Below are 26,016 nucleotides of genomic sequence, written 5' to 3' on the forward strand. Positions count from 1 at the left end.
GCGCATTCGTGGCGTCGAGCTCAATGGCTGGGTCGACATCACCAACGACCTTAATCTCTCCGCCAACGGCACTATTCTGGATGGCAAGGACATGACCACGGGTCTGGATCTCTACAAGACCCCTGAACATCTGTTCAACGCCAAGCTGGAGTGGCAGACCCTGGATACCCTGAGCACCCGTGTCGGCTGGAACTACGTGGGTAGCCAGATCATCCCGGTACCACGCAAGACGGGCACCACCTATGAGCGGAGCGAAGGGTACCATACCTTCGATCTGGGCTTTGTCTGGAACGCCATGCCCCAACTGGACGTGAAAACCGGCCTCAACAACCTGACCAACACCAAGCGTGACCAGGTTGCCACCTATGCTGACCTGATCCTGGAAGGGCGTACCGTCTACGCTGGTCTGGAATACAAGCTGTAAACTGTTTGCAGGAGCCCTGGCAACGGGGCTCCTTTTTTATTTTTGCCTCTACGTGAAGGAGTTGCCGGGTGCACAGACACCAAACACACCTGTTTTGGCTGGGAGTGGTTCTCCTGTTCCTGCTCATCTCTCTCTCACTGGCCACCGGCGCCGGTGTCTATGGTGGCCGCGAGGTCGCCGGATTTCTGCTGGGCGACCCCGCCCTCATGGCCGATGAAAAGCTCGCCATGATAGTTCACACCCTGCGTCTGCCCCGCACCCTGTGTGCCCTGGTGGTGGGCGTCTCCCTGGCGCTGGCGGCCTCCATGCTGCAAAGTGCCACCCGCAATCCGCTGGCCGAACCCGGCCTGCTCGGGGTCAACGCTGGCGCCGTGTTCGCCCTGGTGATCGGCCTCACCTATTTTGGCGTTGAATCCGCCTACGGTTACCTGCTCTGGTCAGGCATGGGGGCTCTGCTCGGCAATCTCATCGTGCTCGGCCTCGGCTTGATGGTGGGGCGATCCAACCCCCTCAAGCTCATCCTGGTAGGGGTCGCCCTCTCCGCCACCTTCGGCGGCCTCTCCAACTTCCTGCTGCTCTCCAACCAGGTGGTGCTGGAGCAGTTCCGCTTCTGGAACTTAGGATCGCTGGCCGCCTCGGATCTCGATGCGGTGTTCACCGTGATGCCATTTGCCCTGCTCGGCCTGCTGCTAACCCTGGCGCTCTGCCGCCAACTCACCCTGATGCAGATGGGTGATAGCCAAGCGCTGGCGCTCGGCATCCGGCCGACCCGGGTGCGCATCGGCGTACTCATGGCTGCTACCCTGTTTACCGCCTGCGCCATCGCCATCGCTGGCCCTATCGGCTTCGTCGGTTTTCTCGCCGCCTACTGCGCCCGTCTGGTGGAGCCGGTGCGCCTCGCCATCCAGGTACGCTTCTCCGCTCTGTTCGGGGTGCTCTTTCTGCTTGGTGCCGACATCCTGGCGCGCTGGCTGATCCAGCCGTTCGAGCTTCCCAACGGGGTGATCCTGGCGCTGATCGGTGCCCCCGTGCTCATCCTGGTGGTACGCAGTGGCGGCTTCCGCGCCCTGCTGGCTGTCAAATAAGGTTGCCTGCCTCATGAACAATCCAATCAATCCCTCCCTCACCACAGCGCTTCCCACCGGCACCGTCTGCCTGCGTGTTGGCAGCCGCACCCTGTTGCTGCACCGCCGCGCCTGGCTCATCACGCTAGGGCTCTTGGTTGCCCTGGTGCTGCTCTCCCTGCTGGCGCTGACCCTGGGCTCCGGCAAACTCACCATGCTGGGGGTGATCCAGACCCTGCTTGGCGAGGGCAACCGGCTCAGCGAAGTGACCGTCTTCAAGATCCGGCTGCCGCGCATCATCGCCGTGCTGGTGGCAGGAGCGGCCATGGGCCTCTCCGGCTGCCTGGTGCAGACCCTCATTCGCAACCGCCTCGCCACCCCGGACATGATCGGGGTCAACGAGGGGGCATCGCTCGCCATCATCGTCTTCTCCCTCTACCTGACCCTGGGCAGCTGGCCCTGGTGGGCCGCACCACTTGGCGCCCTGTTTGCTGCCGCCGTGCTCTATGCCCTGTGCAATAAGCCGGGGGAGCAGGGCTACCTGTTCGTGGTGATCGGCATCGGCGTCTCCGAGCTGATGAACGCCATTGGCCAGTTTGTGATGTCCACCCAGTCGCTGGTGCACCTCACCAGCCTCTACCTGTGGAACATGGGCAACTTCGTCGGCCAGGGATACAGCACTGTGCTGCCGGTGGGGATCCTGATCCTGCTGGTCTGCCCCTGGGTTGTCTATCTCTCTCGCGCCCTCGGCGTGCTGCGCCTCGGCCCCGTCACCGCCCAGAGCCTGGGGGTGAACGTGAACAGAGTGCAGCTCGGCGTGCTGGCCCAGGCCATCGTTGTTGCAGCGCTCGGCACCGCCATCGGCGGCCCAGTGGTGTTCATCGCCATGGCGGCTCCGGTGCTCGCCTCCTGGCTCAGCCGGGATCGCATCGTGCCACTATGGATTGCTGCCCTGTGCGGCGCCCTGCTGTTGCTGGCCAGCGACACCCTGGTACGGGTGCTGGCCAGCCCCCACGAGGTGGCTACCGGGATCATGACCCGTATTCTCGGCGGCCTGCTGCTGCTGTTCATCCTGCTCAAAGACCGCCAGAAGGCCGACTGACGATGCCATTCATCCATTTTCAAGACAGACCGAGGGACGCCTGATGATGCTCACCATCAATCACCTGCAATTTGGCTATCAGCACAAGCCCGTCTTCAATGACATCTCCTTCACCATTCCCCAGGGCAAGCTGGTGGGGATCGTCGGCCCCAACGGCGGCGGCAAGTCCACCCTGCTCAAACTGCTGGCAGGCCAGGAGCAGCAGCAAGCCGGCGAGATCCTGCTCAAGGGCAAGCCGCTGGCCAGCTACGGCAAGAAGGTGCTGGCCCGCGAGCTCGCCTACCTGCCCCAGCGCCCGCTGGTGCCCGCCGGCATCCAGGTCGAGCAGCTGGTGCAGTACGGCCGCCATCCCCATCAGGGCTGGTTCAATCAGTGGAGCGAGGAGGATGCGCGCATGGTGCGCGGGGCCTGCGAGCGGATGCAGCTGGGCGACATTCTGCAGCAGAGCGCCAGCTCTCTCTCCGGCGGCCAGGCACAGCGGGTGTGGCTCGCCATGGTGCTGGCCCAGGATGCGGACATCATTCTGCTGGATGAACCCACCAGCGCCCTCGACATCGGCCACCAGACCGAGGTGATGGAGGCCATCCACCAGATCACCGACGAGGGCAAGACGGTGCTCATCGTCATCCACGATCTCGCCACCGCCGCCCGCTACTGCGACGAGCTGATCGCGCTGGGAGATGGCGGCATCCAGGCCATGGGGCCGGCCCGCGAGGTGGTGACCAAGTCTCTTATCGACCGCCTCTACCAAACCGACGTGGACATACTGCACGCCCCCGGTGACAGTGCCCCCATCATAGTGCCACGCCGCAGGCCGCACGCCTTTGCCATGCGCCAACCGGCCTGAGCCCCATTTTTTATGCTGGTGTCTCGGCGCGCCGCCATTCACAGCAGCAGGCTGGTGAGCACCCCGCCCGGCCGTGTTTGCCAGTGCCATGTCTGCCAGTACATTGGCTGCCAGTAGAGCGTGCAGCGCCAACCGGCGGGCAATGTCGGGGTCAGCGAATCCACGAGTTCAAGGGTGAGGGTCTGCTCCGTCATGGCCAGCCAGCGGGCATCGAGAAAGTCAAAATAGCGCCCCACCCTGGGGTAGAGCGCCTTGAACAGGCTCTCCTTGGCCGAAAAAATCAAGGTGAGCGCCTCCGCCCTGCTCAGGCCAACGGCAGGGGCAGCGGCCGCCAGCCGCCCCCACTCCTCCCCGCTTGCAATGCCGGGCCAGAGCTCGCTCGTCTGCCCTTCTGTCAGCCAGCCCTCCAGATCCAGTCCCATCCCCGCCTGACCCGGACGCACCGCGCACAGGGCCATGCCGCGCCCCTGCAACAGGCTGTGGCTGATGCTGCCCTCAAACCCCGCAGGCCAGCAGGGTTCACGGGCTGTGCCGATGGCCACGGGGTGCTCCGCGAGGTTGAAGGGGCGCAGGGCTTCGCGGGCCGCAAGACGGCCCGCCAGAAACTCCCCCAGCCGCTTGGGGGCCGCGCGCTGCAAGCTGGCGGGCAGCACCATGCCGGCCGCGTCGTAGCAGGCAGAGGTGAAGGCGGCGGGGTCAAAGCAGACCCGTTGCAGCGCCAGATGCGCCGCGCCGGGCAGCGGCAGGCTGTCAGCCTGCACGATAAAACGATCCAGTGAGCAGGCTGGTGCAGTGGCAATCAACATCACGAAGAGCCCTTGGTTGGTGAGCCAGCATAGTAGCAAACCGTCCCCTCCCTACACCATAAACGCAAATGACAATTCTTATCATTTGAATTTGTGGTAGCATGAGTTCGCCCGTTTGGGACCCAGTGTTCCACTGATTTCACCAAGAAGGATGTAACGATGAAGATCTCCTCTCCCCTGGCTACCGTGCTGATGCTGGCCAGCCTGGTCGGCTTCCAGGCACAGGCCGGCAGCGAGCCCCGTCAGGTGACCGATGCCAACGGCAAGACCCAGGTCGTACCGGCCCAGCCCAAGCGGGTGGTGGTACTGAGCGAAATCGATCTGGACAGCGCCCTGACCCTGGGGCTGCAACCGGTCGGCACCGTCAATGGCCGTGGCCAGTCCACTCTGCCCCGCTACCTGCTGCAACAGGCGGGCAAGGAGATCGCCGTGGTCGGCGATCTGGACAACCCCAACTTGGAGAAGCTGATCGATCTGGAACCCGATCTCATCCTCACCGGCCAGACCAAGCCCGAGCTGCTGGCCCTGCTCAAGGAGATCGCCCCCACCGTCGTCACCGGCAACTGGGGTGACTCCTGGAAGGAGATCTTCAATCGCAGCGCCCACGTGCTGAACCGGGACGCCGAAGCCAAGACCTTCCTCGCCCTGTATGACGCCCGCCTACAGGAAGCCCGCAGCAAGCTCGCCAAGCATCAGGGCGAGCGCCTGAGCATAGTGCGCTGGAACCCCAAGGGCCCGAGCTACATGCACAGCGGCACCTTCGCCAGCAGCGTGGTGGAAGAGATGGGGCTGACCCGGCCGACTCACCAGATCGGTGACAAGACCCCCCACTCCCAGGCTCTGAGCCTCGAATCCCTCAACCTGCTGGACGGCGACTGGCTGGTGATCGGCACCCTCAGCGCCAGCGGCGATGCGGTGGATGCCATGAAGCAGGCCGAACAGACCCCGGCCTTCCAGCAGCTTGGCGCCATCAAGAGCAAGCGCTTCGGCGCCGTGGACGGCTCCCTGTGGACCTCCACCGGCGGTCCTCAGGCGGCCCTTAAGGTGATCGACGACGTCGAGCATCTGCTGGCTAAACCCGATGCGGCCCCCATCACCCAGTAAGTCCGCGTGATCAACGCCCACAAAGAAGCCCGCATTTGCGAGCTTCTTTTTATCTGCTGCGCGGCACTTACTCCGGCAATGGCAGCGCCTTTCTGTCCAGCTTGCCGCTGCCGGTCTTGGGCAGGGCATCCAGCAGGATGAGCCGCGCCGGCACCATGTAGTGCGGCAGCGTCGCCTGCAGCCCCTTGCGCAGGGCGAGGCGATTGAGGGTCACCCCGCTTTTCGCCTCCACGTAGCCCACCAGCATGGCCTCGTCCCCCTCGCCCACCAGACGCACCGCCGCCTCCTGCACCCCGGCCTGGCGGCGCAGCCCCGCCTCCACCTCGCCGAGCTCGATGCGAAAACCGCGCAGCTTGACCTGATCGTCGCGCCGCCCCAGATAGAGGAAACGGTCCGTCCCCAGCCGGCGCACCCGATCACCGGTGCGATAGAGGCGATGGGTGGCAAGACGCAGGAAGGCGGCGCGGGTCAAGGCCGGCTTGCGCCAGTACCCCTCGCACAGGGCAGAGCTCTCGATGCAGAGCTCACCGCACTCCCCCTCTGCCACCGGCTGCCCCGCCTCATCCAGCACCCAGTGCCGATAGCCGGGCAGGCTGTGGCTGATGGTGATCTGGCTATCAATCTGTGGCCAGCTCACCTCGCTCACCAGCGACCAGACGGTGGCCTCGGTCGGCCCGTAGCAGTTCCACAGCCGCTGGGTGCGGGCACAGAGCTGCTCGGCCAGACCTGGGTCCAGCGCCTCGCCGCCGCACAGGGCGGTGAGGGTATTGCTCCCCTGCCAGCCAGCCTTAAGCAGCATGCGCCAGCAGGCCGGGGTGGCCTGCAGCCAGTTGATGGAGGGGTCTGCCTCGAGCAGAGCCAGCATCCCCAGCGGATCCTTGTTGTGCTCGCCGCCGGCCACCGTCAGCCGGCCACCGCCCCAGAGCGGCCCCAACATCTCCAGCAGGGAAATGTCGAAGGCCGGGGTGGTGATAAAGAGCCAGTGGCAGCTCGGTGAGAGCCCGAGCCGCTCGCGGATCCCGTCGAGGAAGCAGAGCAGGGCCCGCCGGCTGATGACCACCCCCTTGGGCTCACCGGTGGAGCCCGAGGTGAACATCATGTAGGCAGCCAGGGCGTCATCCACCTGGGGCCAGGAAACGGGCCCTGCCACTAACGCTCCATCGAGGGTGCGCAGCGGACAGCCGAAGGCGGGAACCGGCCTGTCGCCGTCGCAGATCACCGCCGACAGGCGCGCCTGACGGGCGATCCCCTGCAGCCGCTGCACCGGAAAGTCCGACTCAAGGGGCACGAAGGTGAGGCCGAGCCGCAGGCAGGCCAGCAGGCTGGCCACCAGATCGGGGCTGCGGGAGAGATAGAGGCCGACCCGCTCACCCACCGCCAGCCCCTGCAGGCGAACGGCAATCTGGGCCACCCGATCACTAAGCGCGCCATAGCTAAGCCACTGCTCATCTGATCCGCCCTCACTGATGCCCTCCCCGCCCATACCGATGGCGGGGGCCAGCGGAGTGGCGGCCAGACATGCCGCCAGCCGCGCCCCCATGTTGGCCGCCCCCTCACGGGGGGCGGGCCGGGTTTGCACGAGCAAAGCCTCATGCTTGATGGTCGCTGTCATAGCGCGGCCTCCGTTTGGCGCACCAGCCAGTGTCGATAGAGCCGGCTGGGGGATGGATGGGCCTTGAGGGTCTGCAGGGTAAGTGGCGCCCGCTCCTGGCCAAACGCCTCGTTGAGGGCCGCCAGCAGGGCGAGCTGCTGCACCGAATCCACCCCGAGTTCACACAGGGTCTGCTGCCAGATGCCGGGTAGGCCACACTGGCGCTCCCACAGGGCCACCAGCATGCGGGCCTCGGCCGGTGGCTGAGCCAGACCGGATTCAGCCCTGGTGGCGGCCACTTGCGCCCTCACTGGGAACGGCGCGGCCGCCGCCACTCTGGCCGGTTGGCCCAGATCCGCCTGCGACAGCCAGCCGAGCTCGGCCAGCCAGTCAGCCAGCACCGCCTCGGCCCGGGCCTCGGGGATCTGCTCGCCGTCGAACTCGAGGCGCAGCTGGAGCGTCTCGCCCCGGCTGCTGACCACGAGCGACAGAGGCAGCTCCACCTTCTCCACCACAGTGCCAAAGCGCGGCACCAGCTGGTGAGGTTCGGGGGCGGCAGGGGCCGCCGGCATGGGGTAGTTCTCGAACACGAACAGGCTCTGGAACAGACGAGCCCGGCCTTTGGTCAGTGCCGCCAGCGACTGGGTGCCGTGCTCATTGAGCGCCATCAGGTCGGTCTGCAACTGGGCGATATGCTCGGCCAGGGTCAGCTCGGTGCACCACGCCAGCGCCAGTGGCAGGCTGTTGATGTAGAACCCGACGCTCGCGGTGATCCCCTCGATGGGGTAATCCCGGCCTGGAGTCACGTTGCCCACCAGGGTGACGGCATCGCCAGAGCGGCGTGCCAGCAGACGGTGCCAGGCATATTGGGCCAACAGGCCCACCGTCACGCCGAGGTCGCGGGCTTGGTGCGCAAGCAGGGGAACCACATCGCCCGACAACACCGTGGCGCACACCGTCGGTCGCTGCTGGGTATGGCGCCCGCTTGAGCCCGCGTCCAGCGTCACCCCGAACAGGCAGGCGAGATCGTTGGGCTTGGCCAAGAGATCGCCTCGCCCCTGCCAGTAGGCGTCGGCGTTGCGGGCTTGGCTGGCGATATGGCGGCCAAATTCAAGCCAGGCGGTATCCGGATCGCGCTGGGGTAGCAGGCCGTTCATCAGCGCCTGATAGGCGCGATGCAAGGAACCCAGCAACACGGGACCACTCCAGCCATCCAGCACGCCGTGATGGGCGCTGAAGATCACCTTGTGGTGATCGGGGGCCAATTTGAAACAGGCAAGGCGCAGCAGGGGCGCCTGCTCGAGCGGGATCGGGCGGGCCAGATCCTGCTCGCGATAGGCCTGGACCCGTGCCTCTGCATTTCCCACTTCAGACAAATCCTCATAGCGGAATGGCAACTCGGCGCGCTTGAGGATGCGCTGCAGCGCCACCCCGTCCGCCAGCACCAGCTCGCTGCGAAGGGCCGGCCAGCGGGCGATCTGCCCCTGCCAGGCCTGACGGTAGACCGCCACGTCAAGCGGCTGGTGATAGTCAAACTCGGTCTGCAGGTGATAGGCGTGATCCCGGGGCAGCAGTGCCCGATGATGGAACATGCTCTGCTGCAAGGAGGTCATGGGCAGCAGGGTCTCCACCTCGCGCCCGCTCAGCACCCCATCGAGCGCGGCTTGCGAGAGGCCAAGCCCCGGGAAGTCGCTCGGGGTATGGCGCGGGGCCTTCACCGCGCAGCAGTGCTCCACCAGCGCCGTCAGGTTGTCCGCCAGCCGCGCCATCAGGGCGTCGCTCGCCTGCTGGTTGAGGGCGCCGACCTGGCGCAAGGTGAGGCGGCCATCAAACACGCCACCGTGCAGGCTGACCAGCTCGCGCGGCAAGTTGTCAGGGGACGTGGGTGCCCCCGGCGCCATCGGCAGGGGTTGCCAGGGTTGATCGGCCTCGCCCTGATGGCTGACCCCCAGATAGTTGAAGACGATGAGGGCCTGGAGCTGCTCAGACCCACGAGAGTGGTGCAGCCGCAGGGCGTTGAAGCCCACCCCCTTGTCCGGCACGGCGCGCAGCTGCTCCTTGGTGGCGCACACCAGCGCATCCCACTCCTTGGCGTCCGCCAACGCCAGCGGGTAGGTGCTGGTGAACCAGCCGAGGGTACGACTCACGTCCAGTTCCGCATCGATGGCCTCACGGCCGTGTCCTTCCAGCATCACGCAGTGACGGCTGCCATAACCTTGCTCGCTCAGGGTGCGAGTCAGTGCCGCCAGCAGCAGGTCGGGCACCTGAGTGAAGTAGGCCTGGTTGGCGGTGTCGATGAGACGAGCCGTGGTCTCCTGACTCAGTTGCAGCAGGCTGGCGGCGGCGCGGCCATTGGCGGCGCGTCGCGCCTCCAACAAGCCTGGCTTGCTGGCCTCTCCCTGAGCCAGCCAGAAGCCAAGCTGATCCTCTTCCCGTTTGGCGTAGGCCGCGAGCCCCTCGCCCCACTGGCGATAGCTGCTGCCCTTGGCGGGCAGCGGCTCGCCCCTGCTCCCCCGAGCCAGATCCTCGGCCAAAATACGCCAGGAGACCGCATCGATCACCAGGTGATGGAAGGCGAGGAAGAGCCCCTCCACCGTCTCGCCCCCGCGCGCCCCCTCGAGGGAGAGATTGCGCAGGCGGGCCCAGGCCAGGGTGTGGCCGCTGGCAGGGTCGAAATCTCCCTGCAACTCGGTCAGGCGGGCCTGCAGTTCGGCCTCATCAAGGCTGCCGGCATCCAGGGTCGGCAGCGGCGGCAATGGCAGTTCGGCCAGGTAGCGCTGACCGGTCGGAGTCACCGCCAAACGCAGGGCATCGTGGTGCTGGCGCAGGGTATCCAGCCAGCCGCGCAGGGCCTCATCGTCCACCCCGGCCGGCAGGCGCAGGATCACCCCCTGATTCCAGTGACCGGGCTTGGCAAAGCCCTGCTCGAAGAACCAGTGCTGGATGGGATGGAGCGGGAACTCGCCGGACAGGCTGCCCTGCTCGCTCCTGTGGCTGATCGCCTGCTGCTGGCCGAGCTGGCGGCAGAGGCGGCGCACGGTTTTGGCCTCGAACACGTCCTTGACGCTGCAGTGCAGCCCCGCATCCCGCAGCCTTGTGGTGAGCTGGATGCTGAGGATGGAATCCCCCCCCAGACGGAAGAAGTCATCCTCCACCCCAAGCGGCTGCTTGAGCACCCCCTGCCAGATGGCGAGCACGGTTTGCTCCAGCTCGCTTTGTGGCTCGCCCTTGCTCTGTTGCCAGTCAATGGCTGGCAGGCGACGCAGGTCCAGCTTGCCATTTGGGGTAAGCGGCATCTCGGTGAGCCAACAGAGCCGCACCGGCACCATGTATTCGGGCAGGCATTCGCCCGCCTGTTGCAGCAGGGCCTCGCCGTCCGGCTCGCGCGCCCCCGCATGCAAACAGGCATACGCCAGCAAGCGGCGGTCTTGCACCACCACCTTGATCTGGCGCATGGCCGGGCACAGCGCGGCGACCTGGGTCTCTATCTCGCCGGGCTCGATGCGATAGCCCCGCAGCTTGATCTGCTCATCAATCCGGCCCAGATACTGGATGTTGCCATCGCGGCGCAGCAGGGCCCGATCGCCGGTGCGATAGAGGCGATGGGTACGTTCCGCCAGCGCCAGCTCGATAAAGGCCTCCTGGGTGCGCTCCGGCAGATTGAGGTAGCCGCGGGCAAGCCCCAGCCCCGCCAAGCAGAGCTCACCGGGCACCCCCACGGGGCAGAGGTTGCCCCCTTCGTCCAGGACCAGCGCTTTTAAATTGCTGATAGGCTGGCCTATGGTGATGGGCTGACCCGGCACGAGCCGCGCGCAGAGCGCGGTGACGGTGCACTCGGTCGGGCCATACATGTTGTAGAGCGCAACCCGCCCCCCCCAGCGTTCCACCAGGCTACTCGGGCAGGCTTCGCCGCCAACACCGATGGCACGCAGGGAACCGAGATCCGCCGGCGGCAACAGGTTCGCCAGCAGGGCGGTGGGCAGGATCATATGGCTGGCGCCACAGTTGATCGCGGCCGTGATGGCCCCCTCGCCCGGCTCGCCAAAGTGCAGGGCCGCACCGCAGTAGAGCGGCAGCAAGCTGGTCATGTTGCCCGCATCGAACGAGAGGGACATGCAGTTGAACATGGCGCCATTCTGATCAAGGGCGATGCGATCACCGTGATCCGCCATCAGATTGACCAGGCTGCCCTGCTCCACCATGACCCCCTTGGGCAGGCCGGTGCTGCCGGAGGTGTAGATGATCTGGGCCAGCATGGCTGCATCGCGGGAAACAGCGGGGACGCTGATCGGCATATCATCCAGCGCCAGCTGGTGCAGGTCGTGATACGCGGCATCCGTGCCCACCAGCGCCTCGCCAAGCCGCGGGTCCGGCACGCCGCCCAGCACCAGGCTGATGGCTGCATCGCCTAAGATATGGGCCAGCCGCTCGGCGGGATAAGCAGGGTCGAGGGGTACATAGGCCGCCCCCACCTTCCAGCAGGCGAACAGGGCGATGACGAAGGCGACATCGCGCCTGGCCTGGATGCCGATGGCGGCGCCCGGGGTCACGCCCTGCGCCTGCAGCCAGTGGGCCAACCGATTGGCTCGTGCCTCCAGCTCGCCATAGGTCAACGATTGTGAACCGTCGCTGACCGCCAGCGCGTCCGGCAACTGCGTAGCCCGCCGCTCGATATGACAGAGCAGGGTGTCGCGGCTCGGGTAGTCCGGCGGCAAATCGGCAAGCTGTGCGGCCAGCGCGGCGTGGTCGGTGCCCGCCTCCAGCGGCAGTTGCCAGATGTTGGTCTCGGGGGCAGCCACCACGGCACGCATCAGATGCAGCAGGCGATCGGCATAAGCCTGAATGGTCTCTCGCTCGAACAGGGCGGTGGCAAACAGCCAGTCCACCCTGACGGAGTCCATCAACTCGGTCACCTTGACCGAGATGTCGGTCTTGGCCGGCAGCACAGGCGAGGTCTCCTCCACCAGCTGGCAGCCGGGGATGAGATCGTTGAAGTCCACCTTGGCCTGATAGACCAGCATGATCTGGAAGATGGGGTTGATGGCAGTGGTGCGATCGGCGCCGATGGCCTCCGCCAGCGCCTCGAAGCGGTAGAGCTGGTGATCGAAAGCCGCCAGATCCTCCTCCCGGCACTGCTGCAGATAGTCGACAAAGCTCGGCTTGCCGCTGAGTTGAGTGCGCAGCACCAGCGTATTGACGAAAAAGCCCACCAGCGACTCGATCTCGTGGCGCTCGCGATAGGCGAGCGGGGTGCCGATCACCACCTCCTTCTCTCCGCTCTGGCGCACCATCAGCAGGGCAAACAGGGCGTGCAGACCGATGAAGTTGGAGGTGCTGTGGCGCTGACAGAGGCGCTTGAAGCTCTCCCAAAGCTCGTTGTCGATGGTGGAGAAGACCAGCTCGCCGCCGCTGTCCTGATGGGCCGGGCGCGGCTTGTCGAGCGGCAGACCGTGCACCTCGGGGCTGCCACCGAGCCGGTCGACCCAGAATGGTTTGAACTCGGCGTGATAATCGAGGAAACGGTCCGAGTTGAACCAGCAGGCATAGTCGATATAGGTGAGCGGCAGCTCGCTCACCTGCAGGGGCTCGCGGTTCTGGTGGGCAAGAAAGGCACGCTTGAGATCCGCGAACATGTTCTTGACCGACCAGCCGTCGGAGATGATGTGGTGCTGGGTGATCAGCAGCACGTGCTCGCAGTTGCCCAGGCGGATAAGGTGCACCCGGCTGAGATCCCCCCGGGTCAGGGAGAAGGGACGGCCTATCTCTTCCCGCACCCGTCTGGCCACATAGGCCTCGCGCTCGGCTGCGTGTTCTGCGCTCACGTCCTCAATCTGCAGCTTGAAGGGCGTGTGGGGCAGGATCTCCTGCGCCCCCCTGCCCGCCTCGTCCTTGATGAAGCGGGTGCGCATGCTGGGGTGGCGGGCAAACAGGTGGTCGAAGGCAAACTCCAGCGCCGCCGTGTCCAGCTCTCCCTTGACGCGAAAATAGACCGGCATGTTGTAGAGGTGGGAGGCCTCCTCGTACTGCTCGATAAACCAGAGTCCGCTCTGGGACGAGGAGAGCGGCCCCTGCCGGGCGCCCTCGGCGACGATAGGGGCCTCAAAGGCGGCACGGGCCGCCAGGCAGCGCATCAGCTCATCCTTGTGGGCCTTGATGAGGGCCCCAATGGCCGGCGTCACCGCCTCCTTGCTCGACTGGGAGATAAGCTGGCCCTTGTCGTTCAGCGCCAGCTTGACCCCCTGCCGCTCCAGCTGTTTCAACAGCAAAATCATATTGTTCATCTGTACCTCAGACAGCCGGCGTGGCTCGATGGGAAGAAAAACCGTCCTGCCCCCTCTCATTCAGGGCGAGCTTCACGCACTGACCATCCAACTGTTTCAACAGCAAAATCATATTGTTCATCTGTTTCTCAAGCCTCAGGCACTCAGGGTGGCGCCGCCGTCGACGACCAGATCCTGCAGCGTGATGTGGCTGGCCAGATCCGAGGCCAGGAAGAGGACGGTATGGGCGATCTCCGCCGGGGTAGCTACCTTGCGCAGGGGGATGCCGAGCTTGAACTGCTCCGGCAGCCCGGCAATGGTACGAGCCATGGCCTCCTCGCTTGGCAGCATGGCGCGCAGCATGGGGGTATCCGTCGAGCCCGGCGACACCAGGTTGGCGCGCACGCCGAAGGGGGCCAGCTCCAGCCCCACCGTCTGGGTCAGGCTGGTGACCGCCGCCTTGGAGGCGCAGTAGGCCGCCATCTGCATGCGCGGCACATGGGCGGCGTTGGAGCCGATGGTGACGATGGCGCCGCGACGCTGCTCCTTGAAGTGAGGCACCAGGGCCCGCAGCAGATAGAAGACGCCGCTGGCGTTGACCGTCATGCAGTCGTGCCAATCATCATCGCTCAAGGCGTCGGTGGGGCCGAGGCGCAGCACTCCAGCCCCGTTCACCAGCACATCGAGCCCGCCGTCCGCCAGCAGCGCTGCGCAGCAGGCGTTGACCTCCTTCGATTCGCCGATATCGAGCAGCCGGGTGACATAGGGGTAGTCGGCTTCGGGAAACGCCAGATCCAGCCCCACCACACAGGCGCCGGCCGCCACGAACTGCGTCGCCACCTCGCGGCCGATGCCGCGCCCGGCCCCGGTCACCCAGACCCGCTTGCCAGTGAAATCAAAGGCCATTTATTGTTGCTCCTTGCTCATCACCACACCATCTCCACGCTCTCTTCGTCCTCGGAAAGCAGGCCGTCGAGGAAACGGCAGAAGTCATCGAGGCGCGGGTGATCGAACACGTCGGAAACCTTGACCTGCACCCCGAACTCGGCGCCGAGCCGGTTGACGATCTGGATGGTCTGCAGGGACTGGCCCCCCAGCTCAAAGAAGTTGTCGGCGGGCGCCATGGTGGCAAGCCCCAGGATCTGCTGCCAGATGGCGCCGACCCGGTTCTCGGTCTCGCTGCCCAGGGTCAGGGCTTCGCCGCCCGCCTGGTAGGCGGCCAGCAGGGCCTTGCGATCCAGCTTGTTGGAGCCGGTGCGGGGCAGCTGGTCATAGTGGCGATAATCGGTGGGGATCATGGCGGCAGGCAGCACCTTGGCCAGCTGCGCCTTGATGACACGGCTGTCGCGCTCCGGCCCCGCCACGAAGGCCACCAGCCGGCGCACGCTGCCGATGCTCACCCCCTGCACGCAGGCCTCATCCACCCCAGGCAGGGCCAGCAGCAGGGCCTCCACCTCGCCGGGCTGGATGCGATAGCCGCTTATCTTGAATTCGTTGTCGCGCCGACCGAGGTAGACCAGCCGGCCGGCCACCAGGCGCACCCGATCGCCGGTGCGATAAACGGGCACATCTTCCTCACCGATCCGCAGGGTATCGAAGCTCCCTTGCACGCCCCCCACATAGCCATTGGCCAACTGAGGGCCGAGCAGCACCAGCTCACCCTCGCTGGCGGGTTGCTCCCCCGCACCCAGAATGAGCGCCTGCATGCCGGGCAGCGGCAGGCCGATGGGCAACTGGGCCTGACTCGGGTCTTCCTGTTGCAGCTCCTGAGTGGTCACCACCACTGTGGTTTCGGTGGGGCCGTAGGTGTTGAAGAGGCGCACATCGGAACGGCTCTGGCGCTGCCACTGGGCCAGTTGCTCGGGGTAGACCGCCTCGCCGCCAATGATGACGGTGGTAAGCCCGACAGGAATGTGGGCCTGACCCGCCGTGAGCGCAACCACCCACTCGTTCCAGAACGCGGTGGGCAGATCGAGGTGGGTGATCCCCATCTGCTCCACCCCAGCCGCAAAGGCGGGCATGGATTCGAGCAGGGCGTCGGTGCGCAGCACCAGGGTGGCACCGGCGCTCAAGGTGGCGAACACCTCCTCGATGCTGGCGTCGAAGTTGAAGGGGGCGAATTGCAGCATCCGCGCGTCTTCATCCAGGTGATAACGGCAGCGGGCGGCGGCGGCGAAGTGATCCAGCGCGCCGTGGCTGACCGCCACCCCCTTGGGCAGACCGGTGGAACCCGAGGTGAACATCAGGTAGGCGACGGCGCGGCCGGCAGCCGGCTGGTTGAGCCGAGCGCCACTCACCAGATCCCCCGCCAGCAGGGTGCGCCCCTCAAACAGGCTGGCCAGCTTATGGCGGTACTCGGCCTGGGTGATCAGGGTCTTGACCTCCCCCAGCCGCAGAATATGGCCCTGGCGCTCCAGCGGCTGCTCTGGATCGAGCGGCACGTAGACGGCGCCCGCCAGCAGCACCGCCAGCTGGGCGAAGATGGCCTGGGGGGTGCGGGCCAGCATGACCCCCACCTTGTCGCCGGGGGCGACGCCTGCGGCCTGCAAGGCGGCCGCCATCTGTTCGGCTCTGGCCAGCAGCGCCTCGTAGCTGAAGCAGACCTCTCCCTGCTCCAGCGCGATCTTGTCCGGAGTCTGGGCGGCGAAGTGGCAGAGCGCCTCCAGCACCGGCCGCACCTGGAGAGCTTCCTGGGCGGGGCCGGCGATCAGGGCGCTGGCCCGCTGCTCGGCCAGCCAGTCGGCCTTGAGCGCCCCCAGGGTCTGGGCAGGCTCGGCCAGCCAGCGACCCAGCAGGGCAAACAGGGTATCGGCGATGGCCGCCAGATCTCCCTGCTGGTAGCAGGCGGGGTTGGCGTCCAGATCCAGTCTGGGCTGGCCATCGACGCCGACCTGCACCTCGATGGTGAGATCCTCTACCGGACCAGCGCTGATGTTGAGAATATGGGCAGATAATGGCCCGAAGCGACGAGCGTGATCGAACGGCATGATGTTGACCAGCGGGCCGAACAAGCGCTTGTCGCCCCCCACCAGGCCAAGATCGCGACGCAACAGTTCGTAGCGGTAGTGCTGGTGCTTGCGCACCCGGCGCTTTGTCTTGACCACAGCGCCGGCGGTTCCCGCCAGACTCAGCGTGTCATCAAACTCGAAAGCCAGGGGGGTGATGTTCATCTGCATGCAGGGCACTGTCAGCGACGTCGAGCCGATGCGGTTCATCATCATCAGGCCGAGCAGGGTCTGGCGCTGACCACTCGACAGCGACAGCTGGGCAGAGAGACCGGCCAGCAGCAGATGGGGCCAGCCCAGCTTGTGCTCGCCGGCAAAGCCGGTCAGGGATTGCCAGAGCGCCGCCGGTAGCGGGCGGCTCTCGCGGATAAAGTCGGCGGCAATCGGCGCACGGGTCTCGCCAAAGGATTTAACTTCGGGCCAGCCTTGCAGTTGCTCCAGCCAGAAGGCGCGGGCGGCGGCGTTCTTGCCGCTCTGCTCGCGGCTCGCCTCTTCGGCCAGCACCTCCGCCAACGAGCCAAAAGGCGATGGGGAGTTCATCTCACCGGTCAGCCCCTCTGTATACAGCTCGGCGATGCGCTGGAACAGCAAGGTGGTGCCAAAGCCGTCGAGCGCGATGTGGTGCACACAGCTGTAGAGGTAATCGCGGCCGGGGCCGCGCAGCAGGGCGAAGCGGCAGGGCGCCTCTTGGGTCAGCTCGAACGGGCGGCGCAGATCGGCCCAGCCCCAGGCGCGGGCCAGCGTCTCGTCGTCGCGCTCGAGGGAGACCTCTTTATAGGCAAGGGGCAGCTCGGCCGAGACGAAGCAGACCGCCTCCCCGTCCTGCTCGAAATGGCCCTTGAGCGCTTCGCACTCCCCCACCGCCTTGGCAAGGGCTGCGGCCAGCACGGCAGCCTCGACCTTGCCGTCGAAGGCGATGCACTCGGCGGTGTTGAACATCGCCTTGTCATCGTTCAGCAGATGTCCGGACCAGAGTCCCTGCTGGGGGATGGTCAAGGGGAAGCGGTTCATGGAGTCACCTCCAGCGCCTGGGCTGCCAGCCTGGCCTCGATGAGGCGCCACCAGCCTTTGAGGGTCGGCAGCTTGGCGAGATCCACGAAGCCGAGCTCCACCCCGGCGGTGCGCAACTCGGTGAGCAGGGCCATGATCCGCACCGAATCCAGGCCGTAGTCGATGAGGTTCTCGTCGGGGTCAAACTCCCCTTCGTCCTCGTCGATATGACTCAGCAGCCGAGCCTTGAGCCCCTCGTAGGTCAGTAATGGATTGGTCAGCAACGGATTGGCGGACAACAGATTGCTCTGGGCGGCAGAAGTTGAAGCCGGCGCAAGAGCCAGTACCTCCTCGCAGCGGATCACCTTGCCGCAGCGGGTCGCCACGTAGTCGAGCGCCATCTGGTGGTCGGCCAGGGAGAAGTCCGCCATCCCGTCCGCCAGGAAGAAGGGCTGGATATCGCGCATGAAGGCGTCGCAGGCGGTCATCATGCAGCCGATATGGCCATAGATGCCGCCGATGATCAGCTGATCCCGTCCAACCGCTTTGAGCATCTGCTCGAGCTCGGAGCGCTGGAAGGCGCTGTAGCGCCACTTGACCAGCACGGTGTCGTCACGCTCCGGACGCAGCGCTGCGACTACCTGCTGCTGCTCGGGCCGCTTGTTGAGCCCCGGGCCCCACATGTCGTTGAGCAGGGCACGATCTTCAGGGGATTGATCCTTGGGCTGGGCGGTGTAGAAGACTGGAATGCCGAGGGCCTTGCACTGCTTGCGCACGGCGGCCAGGCGCTCGGTCAGGGCCGCGATCAGCGGGCTGTTTTCGCCATAAAAGGCGGTGAAGTACTCCTGCATGTCGTGGATCAGCAGGGCGGCGCGTTTGGGATCCAGGGTCCAGTCAACCTTGTTGGCCTTCCACTGGCTGGGCATGGCGTAATTGTTCAGGGTTGGGATAGCCATAACGTTATGATTCCTTTTTAGTTTTATGCTGTTGTCAGGGACTGGTTGGCGGCGATGGCGTGTGCAATGCGCGCCCGCAGCCCCTGCTTGTCAATCTTGCCCACCGCCGTCATGGGCAGAGCGTCCAGGGTTTCGAAACGGTCTGGCAGCTTGAAGTCCGCCACCCCGCGCTCGCGCAGAAACTTGCGCAAGTCCAGCGGCTTGAGCCCCGACTCGGTGGTGACGATAAAGGCGCAGCTCTTCTCTCCCATGGCGCTGTCGGGCATGGAGACCAGGGCCGCATGGGTGATGGCCGGGTGGTGCAGCAGTTGGTTCTCCACCTCTTCCGCCGCGATCTTCTCGCCGCCCCGGTTGATCTGATCCTTCTGCCGCCCCACCACTGTGAGGTAACCATCGGCATCCTGTACCACCAAGTCGCCGGAGCAGTAGAAGCCCTCGCTATCGAACACCCGGGCGTTGTGGGCCGGGCTCTGGTAGTAACCGTGGAAGGTATAGGGGCCACGGGTGTGCAGGGCGCCAGGCTCGCCGGGGGCGACCGGGTTGCCCGCTTCATCGAGGATGCGCACCTCGTCGTCCGGGCTCATGGGGCGGCCCTGGGTGTGAATGACCTTCTCGTCGGAGTCGTCCAGCCGGGTGTAGTTGACCAGCCCTTCCGCCATGCCGAACACCTGCTGCAGCCGGCAGCCGAGCAGCGGCCCAATCTTGCTGGCCACCGCCTCCCCCAGCTTGGCACCGCCCACTTGCAGCAAGTCGAGGCTCTCGAGCTGAGTGCGCGCTGTGGGATCCGCTTCCGCGGCCTGCAGCCAGAGCGAGACCGCCGGCGGCACCAACGAGGTAAGGTTGACCCGGTGGCGGGCAATCAGTGGGAAACAGCTGATGGGGCTGGGGTCGGGTGCAAGCACCACAGTGCCGCCCGCCTCAAACATCCCAAGGGCGCCAGGGGAGCTCAGGGGGAAGTTGTGGGGCGCCGGCAGGGCGCACAGATAGCGGGTGTGGGGCCCCAATTCACAGATCTCATTGCTGCGGCGCACGCTGTAGTAATAGTCGTCATGAGTACGCGGGATAAGCTTGGGGGTGCCGGTGCTGCCGCCGGAGAGCTGGAAGAAGGCCACCTCGTTCGCCGGGGTCGGGGCAAAGGAGACGGATGGGGAGCCCGCCTCATCCCCCTCGTCGAACCAGCGGGTCAGCCCCAGTTCCCCTCCATCGCCATCCAGCAGCACCAACTCGGCGCCCATGCTTGCCAGAAGCTCGCTGTCGCGACCCTTGCTCGCAAACAGCGGGTGGGTCAACGAACCGATAAAGAGACGGGGCCGGATCTGCTCGGCGTAAGAGGCCAGCTCCAGCCGGTTGTGGCTAAAGAGCGCGTTGACCGGCGCAATGCCGGCCTTGAGCAAGGCAAAGAACACCAGATAGAACTCGGCCACGTTGGGGAGCTGCACCAGAGCTGTATCCCCCACCCCCAGACCGTGGTGGGCCAGATTCGCGGCCAGCCGGCTCGAGGAGGCGTCCAGCTCACCATAGCTGAAGCGACGCTCGCCGCAGAGGATGGCCTCGGCGTCTGGGGCCAGCTCGCACTGACGCGCCAGCATGACGGTCAGCGGCTCGCCGCGCCAATAGCCCTTGGTGCGGTAGTGCTGGGCCAAGGCATCAGGCCAGCGGGTATAAGGCAGGAAGCGGTTGGACTGGGTCATTGCGCTACCTCCAAATCCAGGCCCAGAGCCTTGAGCATGGTGCCCAGCTTGGTGCCGGTCTCGGCCCACTCCATGGCGGGATCCGAGCCCACGACGATTCCGGCGCCAGCAAACAGCTCCACCTGATGGCCATTGAGCACCCCACAGCGGATCACCACGGCCCACTCGCCATTGCCCTGACTGTCGCACCAACCGACGATGCCGCTGAACAGGGCGCGCCGGAAGGGCTCCTGCTCGCGGATAAACTGGCGGGCGAGTTCGGTGGGATAGCCGCACAGGGCTGGAGTGGGATGGAGCTGGCAGGCCAAGGAGAGCACCGACGCCTCACCGCCGTGCAGCCGGCCGGCAATGGGGGTACCCAGATGCCAGAGGGTATCCGTGCTCATCAGGGAGGGGCTGGACGGGATCGCCAACTCGCGGCAGTGGGGGGTCAGCACCCGGCGGATCTCGTCGATCACCAACTTGTGTTCATGCTGATCCTTGCAAGAGGCCAGCAGATCCCGAGCCACCATTTCGTCTTGCGCCGGCTCGCTCGCCCGTCTGGCGGAGCCCGCCAGCGGATGGGTGAACACCTCTCCCCCGTTGACCCGCAGCAGCAGCTCCGGACTGGCACCGAGCAGGCGGCGGCCCTGGCCAAGCGGCAGGGAGAAGTGGAAGGCGTGGGGATTCTGGGCCATCAGACGGGTCATCACCCGCTTCGGATCGGCGGGCTGATGCAGGGTGAGTGTCAGCTTGCGCGACAACACCACCTTGGACAGCCGGCCTTGTGCAAACGCATCCAGCGCCGCACTGACCGAGGCCTGGAATTCGCAGGCTGGCGGGGTCCTCTGCACCGAGATGACCCGGTTGGCCTCGACGGTCTGCTCGGCCGCTGTCACCGATGACGGCTCTGTCGGGGCCAGTTTATCGCCCCGCTTATAGCGGCCGGGCACATAGAGGCAGGAGGCCTCCGCCGGGTCGAAGGCAAAGGCACCGATCAGCAGGGGGTTGCTCTGGCCGGCGGCGCTGGCCGCGGCCAAGGCACTGGCAATCTGTTGTTCCAGCAAGGGCCATTCACAGGCGGGGGTGGTGATAGGCAGGCCCAGGTCAGTGGCACTGATCGTGCCCTGACCCGAGGTAAACAAGAAATCGGGCGGTGACGCAACCTGGGCAGGCGCGCTATTTTCCATCACAAGAGTATCCACGCTACACCTTCAAATACGATTCGGAATGATAGTGATTATCAATTTGTATTTGTGCAGCGGTAAAATACTCGCTTTGAAATCCCCCGGTCAATGGGATTTTTATGACGATAAAACTGGAACTTATCTGTGGATATTGCCCGTCGTGACCCACCGTGCAGGGCCGACCCCTCTTGCCCGTATGAGCACCGCTGCCAACACCCCATATGAGGCTGCGACAAAAACCGCGGACTCACCGCCCGCGCTGGTAGCGAGCGCCATTTACCCCTAAGATGGCGCCATCTTTATAACCATTGTTTCAACCCACGGGATCCTCGATGTTAAAGCACCTGCTTCTGCTCCCCCTCAGCCTGCTGCTGGCGGCCTGTTCACTCACCCAGTACAATGTCAGTGAGGCCGAAATTAACCAGTACCTCAAAGATCAGGTCTCTTTTGAAAAACAGCTGGGGATCCCCGGTATCATGTCGAGCAAGATCCGTCTGGATGAGATGCAGAGCCGTATCGGCCGCAAACAACCGGATCGCATCGAACTGGACGCCGCTGGCGACCTGCAGGTGAGCAGCCCCCTTGGCAACCAGCAGATGAAGATCCGCTTTGCTTTGAGTGCCCGCCCGGACTATGTGGCCGATCAAGGCGCCATCTATCTGCGCGATCTTGAGCTGGTCTCGGTCAAGACCGAGCCGGCCGATATCGGGGCCGCCCTCACCCCGCTGCTGCCCACCTTTAATCAGTCGCTCTCCCTGTTCTTGTCGCAGACCCCAATCTACCGCCTCGACAGCAGCCGCAAGAACGAAGCCAGGATCAAGGATAAGGTCGAAGCCCTCAAGGTAGAGCCTGGCCGTCTGGTCATCCCGTTCAAGCTGCTCTAGATCCCCGCAGCGCTGGCACTTTCAGCGCGCTCAACAGATAACCGTCCTCTTCGACAGCGCACATCCGGTTTAACGTGCTGCCGATCAGGGCGGTTTTTTACGTCTCAGATATCGCTACCAGCCTGCTGACCTATACCGAATTAGATCTCTCCGATGAGCCTCATGACGTTTGATCTCGCCACCAGCATCGAATATGTCAAAGAGACGAGCCCTCCCTTAACTATCGATCGGAGATGGATCCTCCGGAAAAAGGGCCGCAAACCAGGCCCTTCGCGGCACATACTCTCTGCAGGACCGCGGAGCGATGCTGTTAGTTTCCCGGGTACCTTCCGACTTTACTGACCAAAGTCCCCAGCGCTGACGCGGCAACGACAAACTGCGGGTAGTGCAGCGAGTCATCTTCGCCATCCACCCGGATGAAAAAGGGGCCTATATGGCCCCCCTTCATTACGGCGTCTGACACAGTTTCAAGGGACTTCCTCAAACCAGCTTGTCCAGCATCTCCTTGGTCACCAACACAATCCCCTGCTCGGAGCGGTAGAATCGACGGCTATCTTCATCAGCATTCTCGCCCACCACCAGCCCATCGGGCAGCACACATCCCTTGTCCACCACCACCCGACGCAGACGACAGCCAGCACCGATTTCGACCCCGGGGAAGATGATGGCCTGATCCAGAGTGCAGAAGGAGTGCACCCGCACATTGGTGAAAAGCACCGAGTTGAGCACGAACGACCCGCTGACAATGGTGCCGCCCGAAAACATGGAGTTGATGGTCATGCCGTGCTGGCCATTACGATCCTGCACGAACTTGGCCGGTGGCGTCAGGGGCTGGCTGGTCCAGATGGGCCAGTTCTGATCATAGATATCGAGTTCGGGAACCACAGAAGCGAGGTCCATGTTCGCTTCCCAGAATGAGTCCAGCGTTCCCACATCACGCCAGTAGGGCTTTTGACCCTCGCGAGCACCGACACAGGACATATTGAACGGGTGAGCAAACGCCATCCCCGCCTCCACAATGTGGGGGATCACATCCATCCCGAAGTCGTGTTTGGAGTCCTGATTGTGAATGTCCTCCTCCAGCAGCTGGTAGAGGTACTCCGCTTCGAAGATATAGATCCCCATAGAGGCCAGCGAGCGATCCTCGCAACCCGGCATGGCGGGAGGATTGGCCGGTTTTTCCACGAAGGCGCGGATCTTGCGCTGCTCATCGATATCCATGATGCCAAAGGCGGATGCCTCGGCGCGCGGGACCTCGATACAAGCCACTGTCACCTTGGCGCCAAGGCGCACATGGTCGAGCAGCATGGTGGCGTAATCCATCTTGTAGATATGATCCCCTGCCAGCACCACTATGTATTTGGGGCCGTAGTCCCGAATGATGTCGACATTCTGATAGATGGCATCGGCGGTACCGCGATACCAGTGCACCTCATCCACCCGTTGCTGGGCAGGGAGCAGGTCGATGAACTCGTTCATCTGGTAACGCAGGAAAGACCAGCCAGATTGCAAGTGACGCAGCAGGCTGTGGGATTTGTATTGAGTGACGACACCAACGCGGCGGATCCCCGAGTTGATACAGTTAGAGAGCACAAAATCGATGATCCGGAATTTGCCCCCGAAATGGACGGCAGGCTTGGCGCGATTGTCAGTCAACTGCTTCAGGCGACTGCCACGTCCACCCGCCAGCACCAGTGCCATACTCTGGTTCAATAATTGTCGTGCTTTGGCACTATTTTCGGGCTCTAACAACATGATTTACCTCTGCCTTGTTTGATCTGTTTTCAACCCATCTTCGCCTGTTTCGACACCTGTGAAAGTGGTTTCACTCACATTTAACCGATCTCGGTTGACCCTTTTCACCGAGTTGCGAGGAATAGCATGCTTTGCTCCGCCAGCTTGGTTAAAATTCCCCCACAAAGCAGCCACTTCAAGGAAGACAAGATGGTTCACAAGCTCGGACGTACCCTCTTTCTGATCGCCACCATAGTGACCATACCCCTGCTGCTCCTGCAAGCAGTTTGGTTGGCCCTTCAGAGCACACCGCTCACCCTGGCCATTATTCTGGCCACCACACTGCTTGGCATGATCCTGCTGCTGATGCTGGCCATTCGCACCATGGATGGCATGCTCCAGCATCAGGAGCTCACCTGGGTCAAGGCGATCAGAGGGCGGGATCCCTCACAACTCGATGAGCCCGCCTCCCAGGAGGTGCTGCAACAGCTGCTGGAGCAGTTCGAAAGTGCCGAGCAGAGCGCTCATCGCCAACTGACCGAGCTCAGCAACCTGGCCACCACCGACGAGCTGACCCAGCTACTCAACCGTCACGCGTTTCGCCGCGACATGACCGAGCTACTGCAGCGGGATCAGGACACCCAAACTGCGACCCTGGTGCTGATCCGTGCCACCGAGCTTGGCAAGATCAACGCCCAGCGCGGCTTCCAGTCTGGTGATGCCTACATCAAGGACATGGCGGCCCTCATCAAGCGGGTGGTAAGCCGCTTTCCGGGCAATCAGGTCTACCGCATTTCGGGGGCCGATTTTGCCGTGCTGGTGCAACCGGTGGCTAATATTCCTCCCCATCTGCTGGGGCAGGATTTGAAGGTGGCCTTCGATCACTATCAGGATCAGCACGAGCTGGAGAGCACCGGTTACTCCGGGCTGACCAAGCTCAGCAGCGGCCAGAAAATCGAAGCTGTGCTGGCCAGAGCGGATCTGGCGCTGGCTCGCGCCCAGACCGAAACCATCAACGGCTGGGCCATCCAGCAGGATGACAGCGCCTCCGATCTGCAGGGGCAACACCACTGGCGCGACGTGCTGACCGAAGTGCTGGCACAGGAGCGGCTCAGCTTTACCTACCAGCCGATCCAGCCCCTGCACCGCAGCATGCTGGCTTACAGCGAGATCTATACCCGCTTCAGCGGCAGCGACGGCACCGCCCTGCCCACCGACACCCTGTTTGCCATGGCCCAGCGGCTGGATATGGTGATGCGGCTGGAGCAGCTGGTCATTACCCACATCATGCGCCAGTACCGGGCCTTTGGTGCCAACCAGAGTCGCTGGGGGATCAACCTCTCCCCCAACCTGCTGCAAAACAGCGCCTTCCTGATCTGGCTTGACCGCCAGTTGCTCAAGGATCCCAATACCAGTGCCAATCTGGTTTTCGAGCTGGATGAAGAGCATCTGGAACGCAACCTGACCGGTGCCAAGCGGGTGTTTGAATTGCTGCGCCGCAACGGCAGCCGCTCGGCCATCGCCAATTTTGGCAAGGGGATCGGCTCCTTTACCCTGTTTCGCGAGCTCAAGCCCGACTATATCAAGCTCGATCCTGCCCTGATCACCGGGCTGGAGCAGGATCAGACCAACCAGCAGTTTGTGCGGATGATCGTCGATGTATCACATCGGATGGGGTGTCAGGTCATTGCAGAAGGGGTAGAACAGCTTGGTCAGAAACAGCTGCTGCAGGGGATGTACGTCGATGGCTTGCAGGGCTATCTGATCGCCCGGCCGCAACCGCTGCGACCGGATATCAGCCAGCTGGGGCTCTTTACTGAGGATGCTTCAGCTTCAAAAGGGTCAGAATGATGTCATTGAGCTGGCGGTAACGCTCCAGCTCCTTCTGATCGTAACGGGTCGCCAGTGTGGTGGGGTTGTGGCGGTTCTTGAGGTAACGGTTGATTTGCAGGCGATTGAACCCCGCCACCTGATAGACCTGGCCAAGCAGGGAATTGAGTTCATCGTGCTCCAGACCTGCTCTGGCCAGATAGTCCCCATCGGCGGGACTCTCGGTCTGGTGGCTCCACTTGCCAATACGGCCGCTCTCTTGCAGGTAGCTGAGCCACTGCTCGATATAAAGCGGTTTGCACCCCGCCAACAGGTTGAAAAAGCCCACCGCATCGCAACGACAACCACTCAGGAGTACGACGGCCAGCTGATCATCATCGCACTGGAAGGTCACTGGTCCGGCTTGCGCCCAATCCAGCGCCTGCACCCGAATGCTGGCCTTCTCACCCGCAGCTCCCGTTACGTCGAATACAAACATGACGCTCCTCCCTTGGCAAAGGGTTGATGATGGACCATCCCCCTGACAGGTGCAAAGGCAAATCGGCTTTTAACTCATCAATCG

At 64.2% G+C, this 26,016-nt stretch carries 17 protein-coding genes; 7 read left to right on the top strand and 10 right to left on the bottom strand.

All coding sequences use genetic code 11. The features are described 5' to 3' along the window. The 4 genes from ACRAUW_RS03770 to ACRAUW_RS03785 form a co-directional block, all read left to right on the top strand. The coding region (locus tag ACRAUW_RS03770) for a TonB-dependent receptor domain-containing protein (RefSeq protein WP_431361219.1) at nt 1–424 on the top strand (424 nt) is incomplete at its 5' end. 68 nt (nt 425–492) lie between these two features. After that, nucleotides 493–1,509, top strand: coding sequence for an amonabactin ABC transporter permease subunit 2 (locus tag ACRAUW_RS03775; RefSeq protein ID WP_431361220.1), 1,017 nt, complete (start codon nt 493–495; stop codon nt 1,507–1,509). Nucleotides 1,510–1,522: 13 nt separating this feature from the next. Continuing rightward, nucleotides 1,523–2,590 (top strand): amonabactin ABC transporter permease subunit 1, encoded by a 1,068-nt coding sequence (locus ACRAUW_RS03780; protein ID WP_431361221.1) that lies wholly within the window; start codon nt 1,523–1,525, stop codon nt 2,588–2,590. A gap of 43 nt (nt 2,591–2,633) precedes the next feature. Beyond that, nucleotides 2,634–3,437, top strand: a complete 804-nt coding sequence (locus ACRAUW_RS03785) for an amonabactin ABC transporter ATP-binding protein (RefSeq protein WP_431361222.1) — start codon at nt 2,634–2,636, stop codon at nt 3,435–3,437. Between the two features lie 38 nt (nt 3,438–3,475). Here the strand turns inward: ACRAUW_RS03785 and amoD are convergent, their stop codons facing one another. Next, nucleotides 3,476–4,246 (bottom strand): amonabactin biosynthesis phosphopantetheinyl transferase AmoD, encoded by a 771-nt coding sequence (gene amoD / locus ACRAUW_RS03790; protein WP_431361248.1) that lies wholly within the window; start codon nt 4,244–4,246, stop codon nt 3,476–3,478. Nucleotides 4,247–4,402: 156 nt separating this feature from the next. On the opposite strand from amoD, the gene ACRAUW_RS03795 reads away from it, so the two are divergent. Continuing rightward, a complete protein-coding gene (locus ACRAUW_RS03795; protein WP_431361223.1) occupies nt 4,403–5,347 on the top strand; it encodes an amonabactin ABC transporter substrate-binding protein in 945 nt (314 codons plus the stop codon). Nucleotides 5,348–5,414: 67 nt separating this feature from the next. Here ACRAUW_RS03795 and amoH read toward each other — a convergent pair whose 3' ends face one another. The 7 genes from amoH to ACRAUW_RS03830 form a co-directional block, all read right to left on the bottom strand. Next, nucleotides 5,415–6,959, bottom strand: coding sequence for an amonabactin biosynthesis glycine adenylation protein AmoH (gene amoH / locus ACRAUW_RS03800; protein ID WP_431361224.1), 1,545 nt, complete (start codon nt 6,957–6,959; stop codon nt 5,415–5,417). Continuing rightward, entirely contained in the window at nt 6,956–13,219 is a 6,264-nt protein-coding gene (gene amoG / locus ACRAUW_RS03805) for an amonabactin biosynthesis non-ribosomal peptide synthetase AmoG (RefSeq protein ID WP_431361225.1), read from the bottom strand. Before amoG ends, amoH begins: the two co-directional genes overlap by 4 nt. Nucleotides 13,220–13,354: 135 nt before the next feature. Next, nucleotides 13,355–14,104 (bottom strand): amonabactin biosynthesis protein AmoA, encoded by a 750-nt coding sequence (gene amoA / locus ACRAUW_RS03810; RefSeq protein ID WP_431361226.1) that lies wholly within the window; start codon nt 14,102–14,104, stop codon nt 13,355–13,357. A 20-nt stretch (nt 14,105–14,124) separates the two neighbouring features. Beyond that, nucleotides 14,125–17,214 carry an amonabactin biosynthesis non-ribosomal peptide synthetase AmoF gene (gene amoF, locus ACRAUW_RS03815; protein WP_431361227.1) on the bottom strand — a complete coding sequence of 1,030 codons (3,090 nt, stop codon included), beginning with the start codon at nt 17,212–17,214 and terminating at the stop codon, nt 14,125–14,127. Continuing rightward, nucleotides 17,211–18,149 carry an isochorismatase family protein gene (locus tag ACRAUW_RS03820; RefSeq protein WP_431361228.1) on the bottom strand — a complete coding sequence of 313 codons (939 nt, stop codon included), beginning with the start codon at nt 18,147–18,149 and terminating at the stop codon, nt 17,211–17,213. Before ACRAUW_RS03820 ends, amoF begins: the two co-directional genes overlap by 4 nt. Nucleotides 18,150–18,172: 23 nt before the next feature. Further along, nucleotides 18,173–19,840 carry a (2,3-dihydroxybenzoyl)adenylate synthase gene (locus ACRAUW_RS03825; RefSeq protein ID WP_431361229.1) on the bottom strand — a complete coding sequence of 556 codons (1,668 nt, stop codon included), beginning with the start codon at nt 19,838–19,840 and terminating at the stop codon, nt 18,173–18,175. Then, on the bottom strand, nt 19,837–21,024 hold the full coding sequence (locus ACRAUW_RS03830; RefSeq protein WP_431361230.1) for an isochorismate synthase: 1,188 nt from the start codon (nt 21,022–21,024) through the stop codon (nt 19,837–19,839). Before ACRAUW_RS03830 ends, ACRAUW_RS03825 begins: the two co-directional genes overlap by 4 nt. A gap of 314 nt (nt 21,025–21,338) precedes the next feature. Here ACRAUW_RS03830 and ACRAUW_RS03835 point away from each other — a divergent pair, with 314 nt between their 5' ends. Further along, nucleotides 21,339–21,890 carry a lipoprotein gene (locus ACRAUW_RS03835; protein WP_431361231.1) on the top strand — a complete coding sequence of 184 codons (552 nt, stop codon included), beginning with the start codon at nt 21,339–21,341 and terminating at the stop codon, nt 21,888–21,890. A gap of 480 nt (nt 21,891–22,370) precedes the next feature. Here ACRAUW_RS03835 and glgC read toward each other — a convergent pair whose 3' ends face one another. After that, nucleotides 22,371–23,645 carry a glucose-1-phosphate adenylyltransferase gene (gene glgC / locus ACRAUW_RS03840; RefSeq protein WP_431361232.1) on the bottom strand — a complete coding sequence of 425 codons (1,275 nt, stop codon included), beginning with the start codon at nt 23,643–23,645 and terminating at the stop codon, nt 22,371–22,373. 189 nt (nt 23,646–23,834) lie between these two features. Here glgC and ACRAUW_RS03845 point away from each other — a divergent pair, with 189 nt between their 5' ends. Next, nucleotides 23,835–25,475 carry an EAL domain-containing protein gene (locus ACRAUW_RS03845; RefSeq protein ID WP_431361233.1) on the top strand — a complete coding sequence of 547 codons (1,641 nt, stop codon included), beginning with the start codon at nt 23,835–23,837 and terminating at the stop codon, nt 25,473–25,475. On the opposite strand, the gene ACRAUW_RS03850 is transcribed toward ACRAUW_RS03845, so the two are convergent. Next, entirely contained in the window at nt 25,438–25,932 is a 495-nt protein-coding gene (locus ACRAUW_RS03850; protein WP_069553886.1) for a hypothetical protein, read from the bottom strand. The two genes, ACRAUW_RS03845 and ACRAUW_RS03850, sit on opposite strands and share 38 nt — an antisense overlap. Nucleotides 25,933–26,016 lie beyond the last annotated feature (84 nt).

The organism is Aeromonas sp., from assembly GCF_050633025.1.
GTDB lineage: Bacteria > Pseudomonadota > Gammaproteobacteria > Enterobacterales > Aeromonadaceae > Aeromonas.

Excerpts from the sequence above, each read along its gene's own strand:
- amoA (WP_431361226.1), bottom strand. The coding sequence starts at position 14,104 with ATGGCCTTTGATTTCACTGGCAAGCGGGTCTGGGTGACCGGGGCCGGG.
- glgC (WP_431361232.1), bottom strand. The coding sequence starts at position 23,645 with ATGTTGTTAGAGCCCGAAAATAGTGCCAAAGCACGACAATTATTGAAC.
- ACRAUW_RS03850 (WP_069553886.1), bottom strand. The coding sequence starts at position 25,932 with ATGTTTGTATTCGACGTAACGGGAGCTGCGGGTGAGAAGGCCAGCATT.
- amoH (WP_431361224.1), bottom strand. The coding sequence starts at position 6,959 with ATGACAGCGACCATCAAGCATGAGGCTTTGCTCGTGCAAACCCGGCCC.
- ACRAUW_RS03845 (WP_431361233.1), top strand. The coding sequence starts at position 23,835 with ATGGTTCACAAGCTCGGACGTACCCTCTTTCTGATCGCCACCATAGTG.
- ACRAUW_RS03825 (WP_431361229.1), bottom strand. The coding sequence starts at position 19,840 with ATGACCCAGTCCAACCGCTTCCTGCCTTATACCCGCTGGCCTGATGCC.
- ACRAUW_RS03780 (WP_431361221.1), top strand. The coding sequence starts at position 1,523 with ATGAACAATCCAATCAATCCCTCCCTCACCACAGCGCTTCCCACCGGC.
- ACRAUW_RS03785 (WP_431361222.1), top strand. The coding sequence starts at position 2,634 with ATGATGCTCACCATCAATCACCTGCAATTTGGCTATCAGCACAAGCCC.
- amoG (WP_431361225.1), bottom strand. The coding sequence starts at position 13,219 with ATGAACAATATGATTTTGCTGTTGAAACAGCTGGAGCGGCAGGGGGTC.
- ACRAUW_RS03835 (WP_431361231.1), top strand. The coding sequence starts at position 21,339 with ATGTTAAAGCACCTGCTTCTGCTCCCCCTCAGCCTGCTGCTGGCGGCC.
- ACRAUW_RS03795 (WP_431361223.1), top strand. The coding sequence starts at position 4,403 with ATGAAGATCTCCTCTCCCCTGGCTACCGTGCTGATGCTGGCCAGCCTG.
- amoF (WP_431361227.1), bottom strand. The coding sequence starts at position 17,214 with ATGAACCGCTTCCCCTTGACCATCCCCCAGCAGGGACTCTGGTCCGGA.
- ACRAUW_RS03820 (WP_431361228.1), bottom strand. The coding sequence starts at position 18,149 with ATGGCTATCCCAACCCTGAACAATTACGCCATGCCCAGCCAGTGGAAG.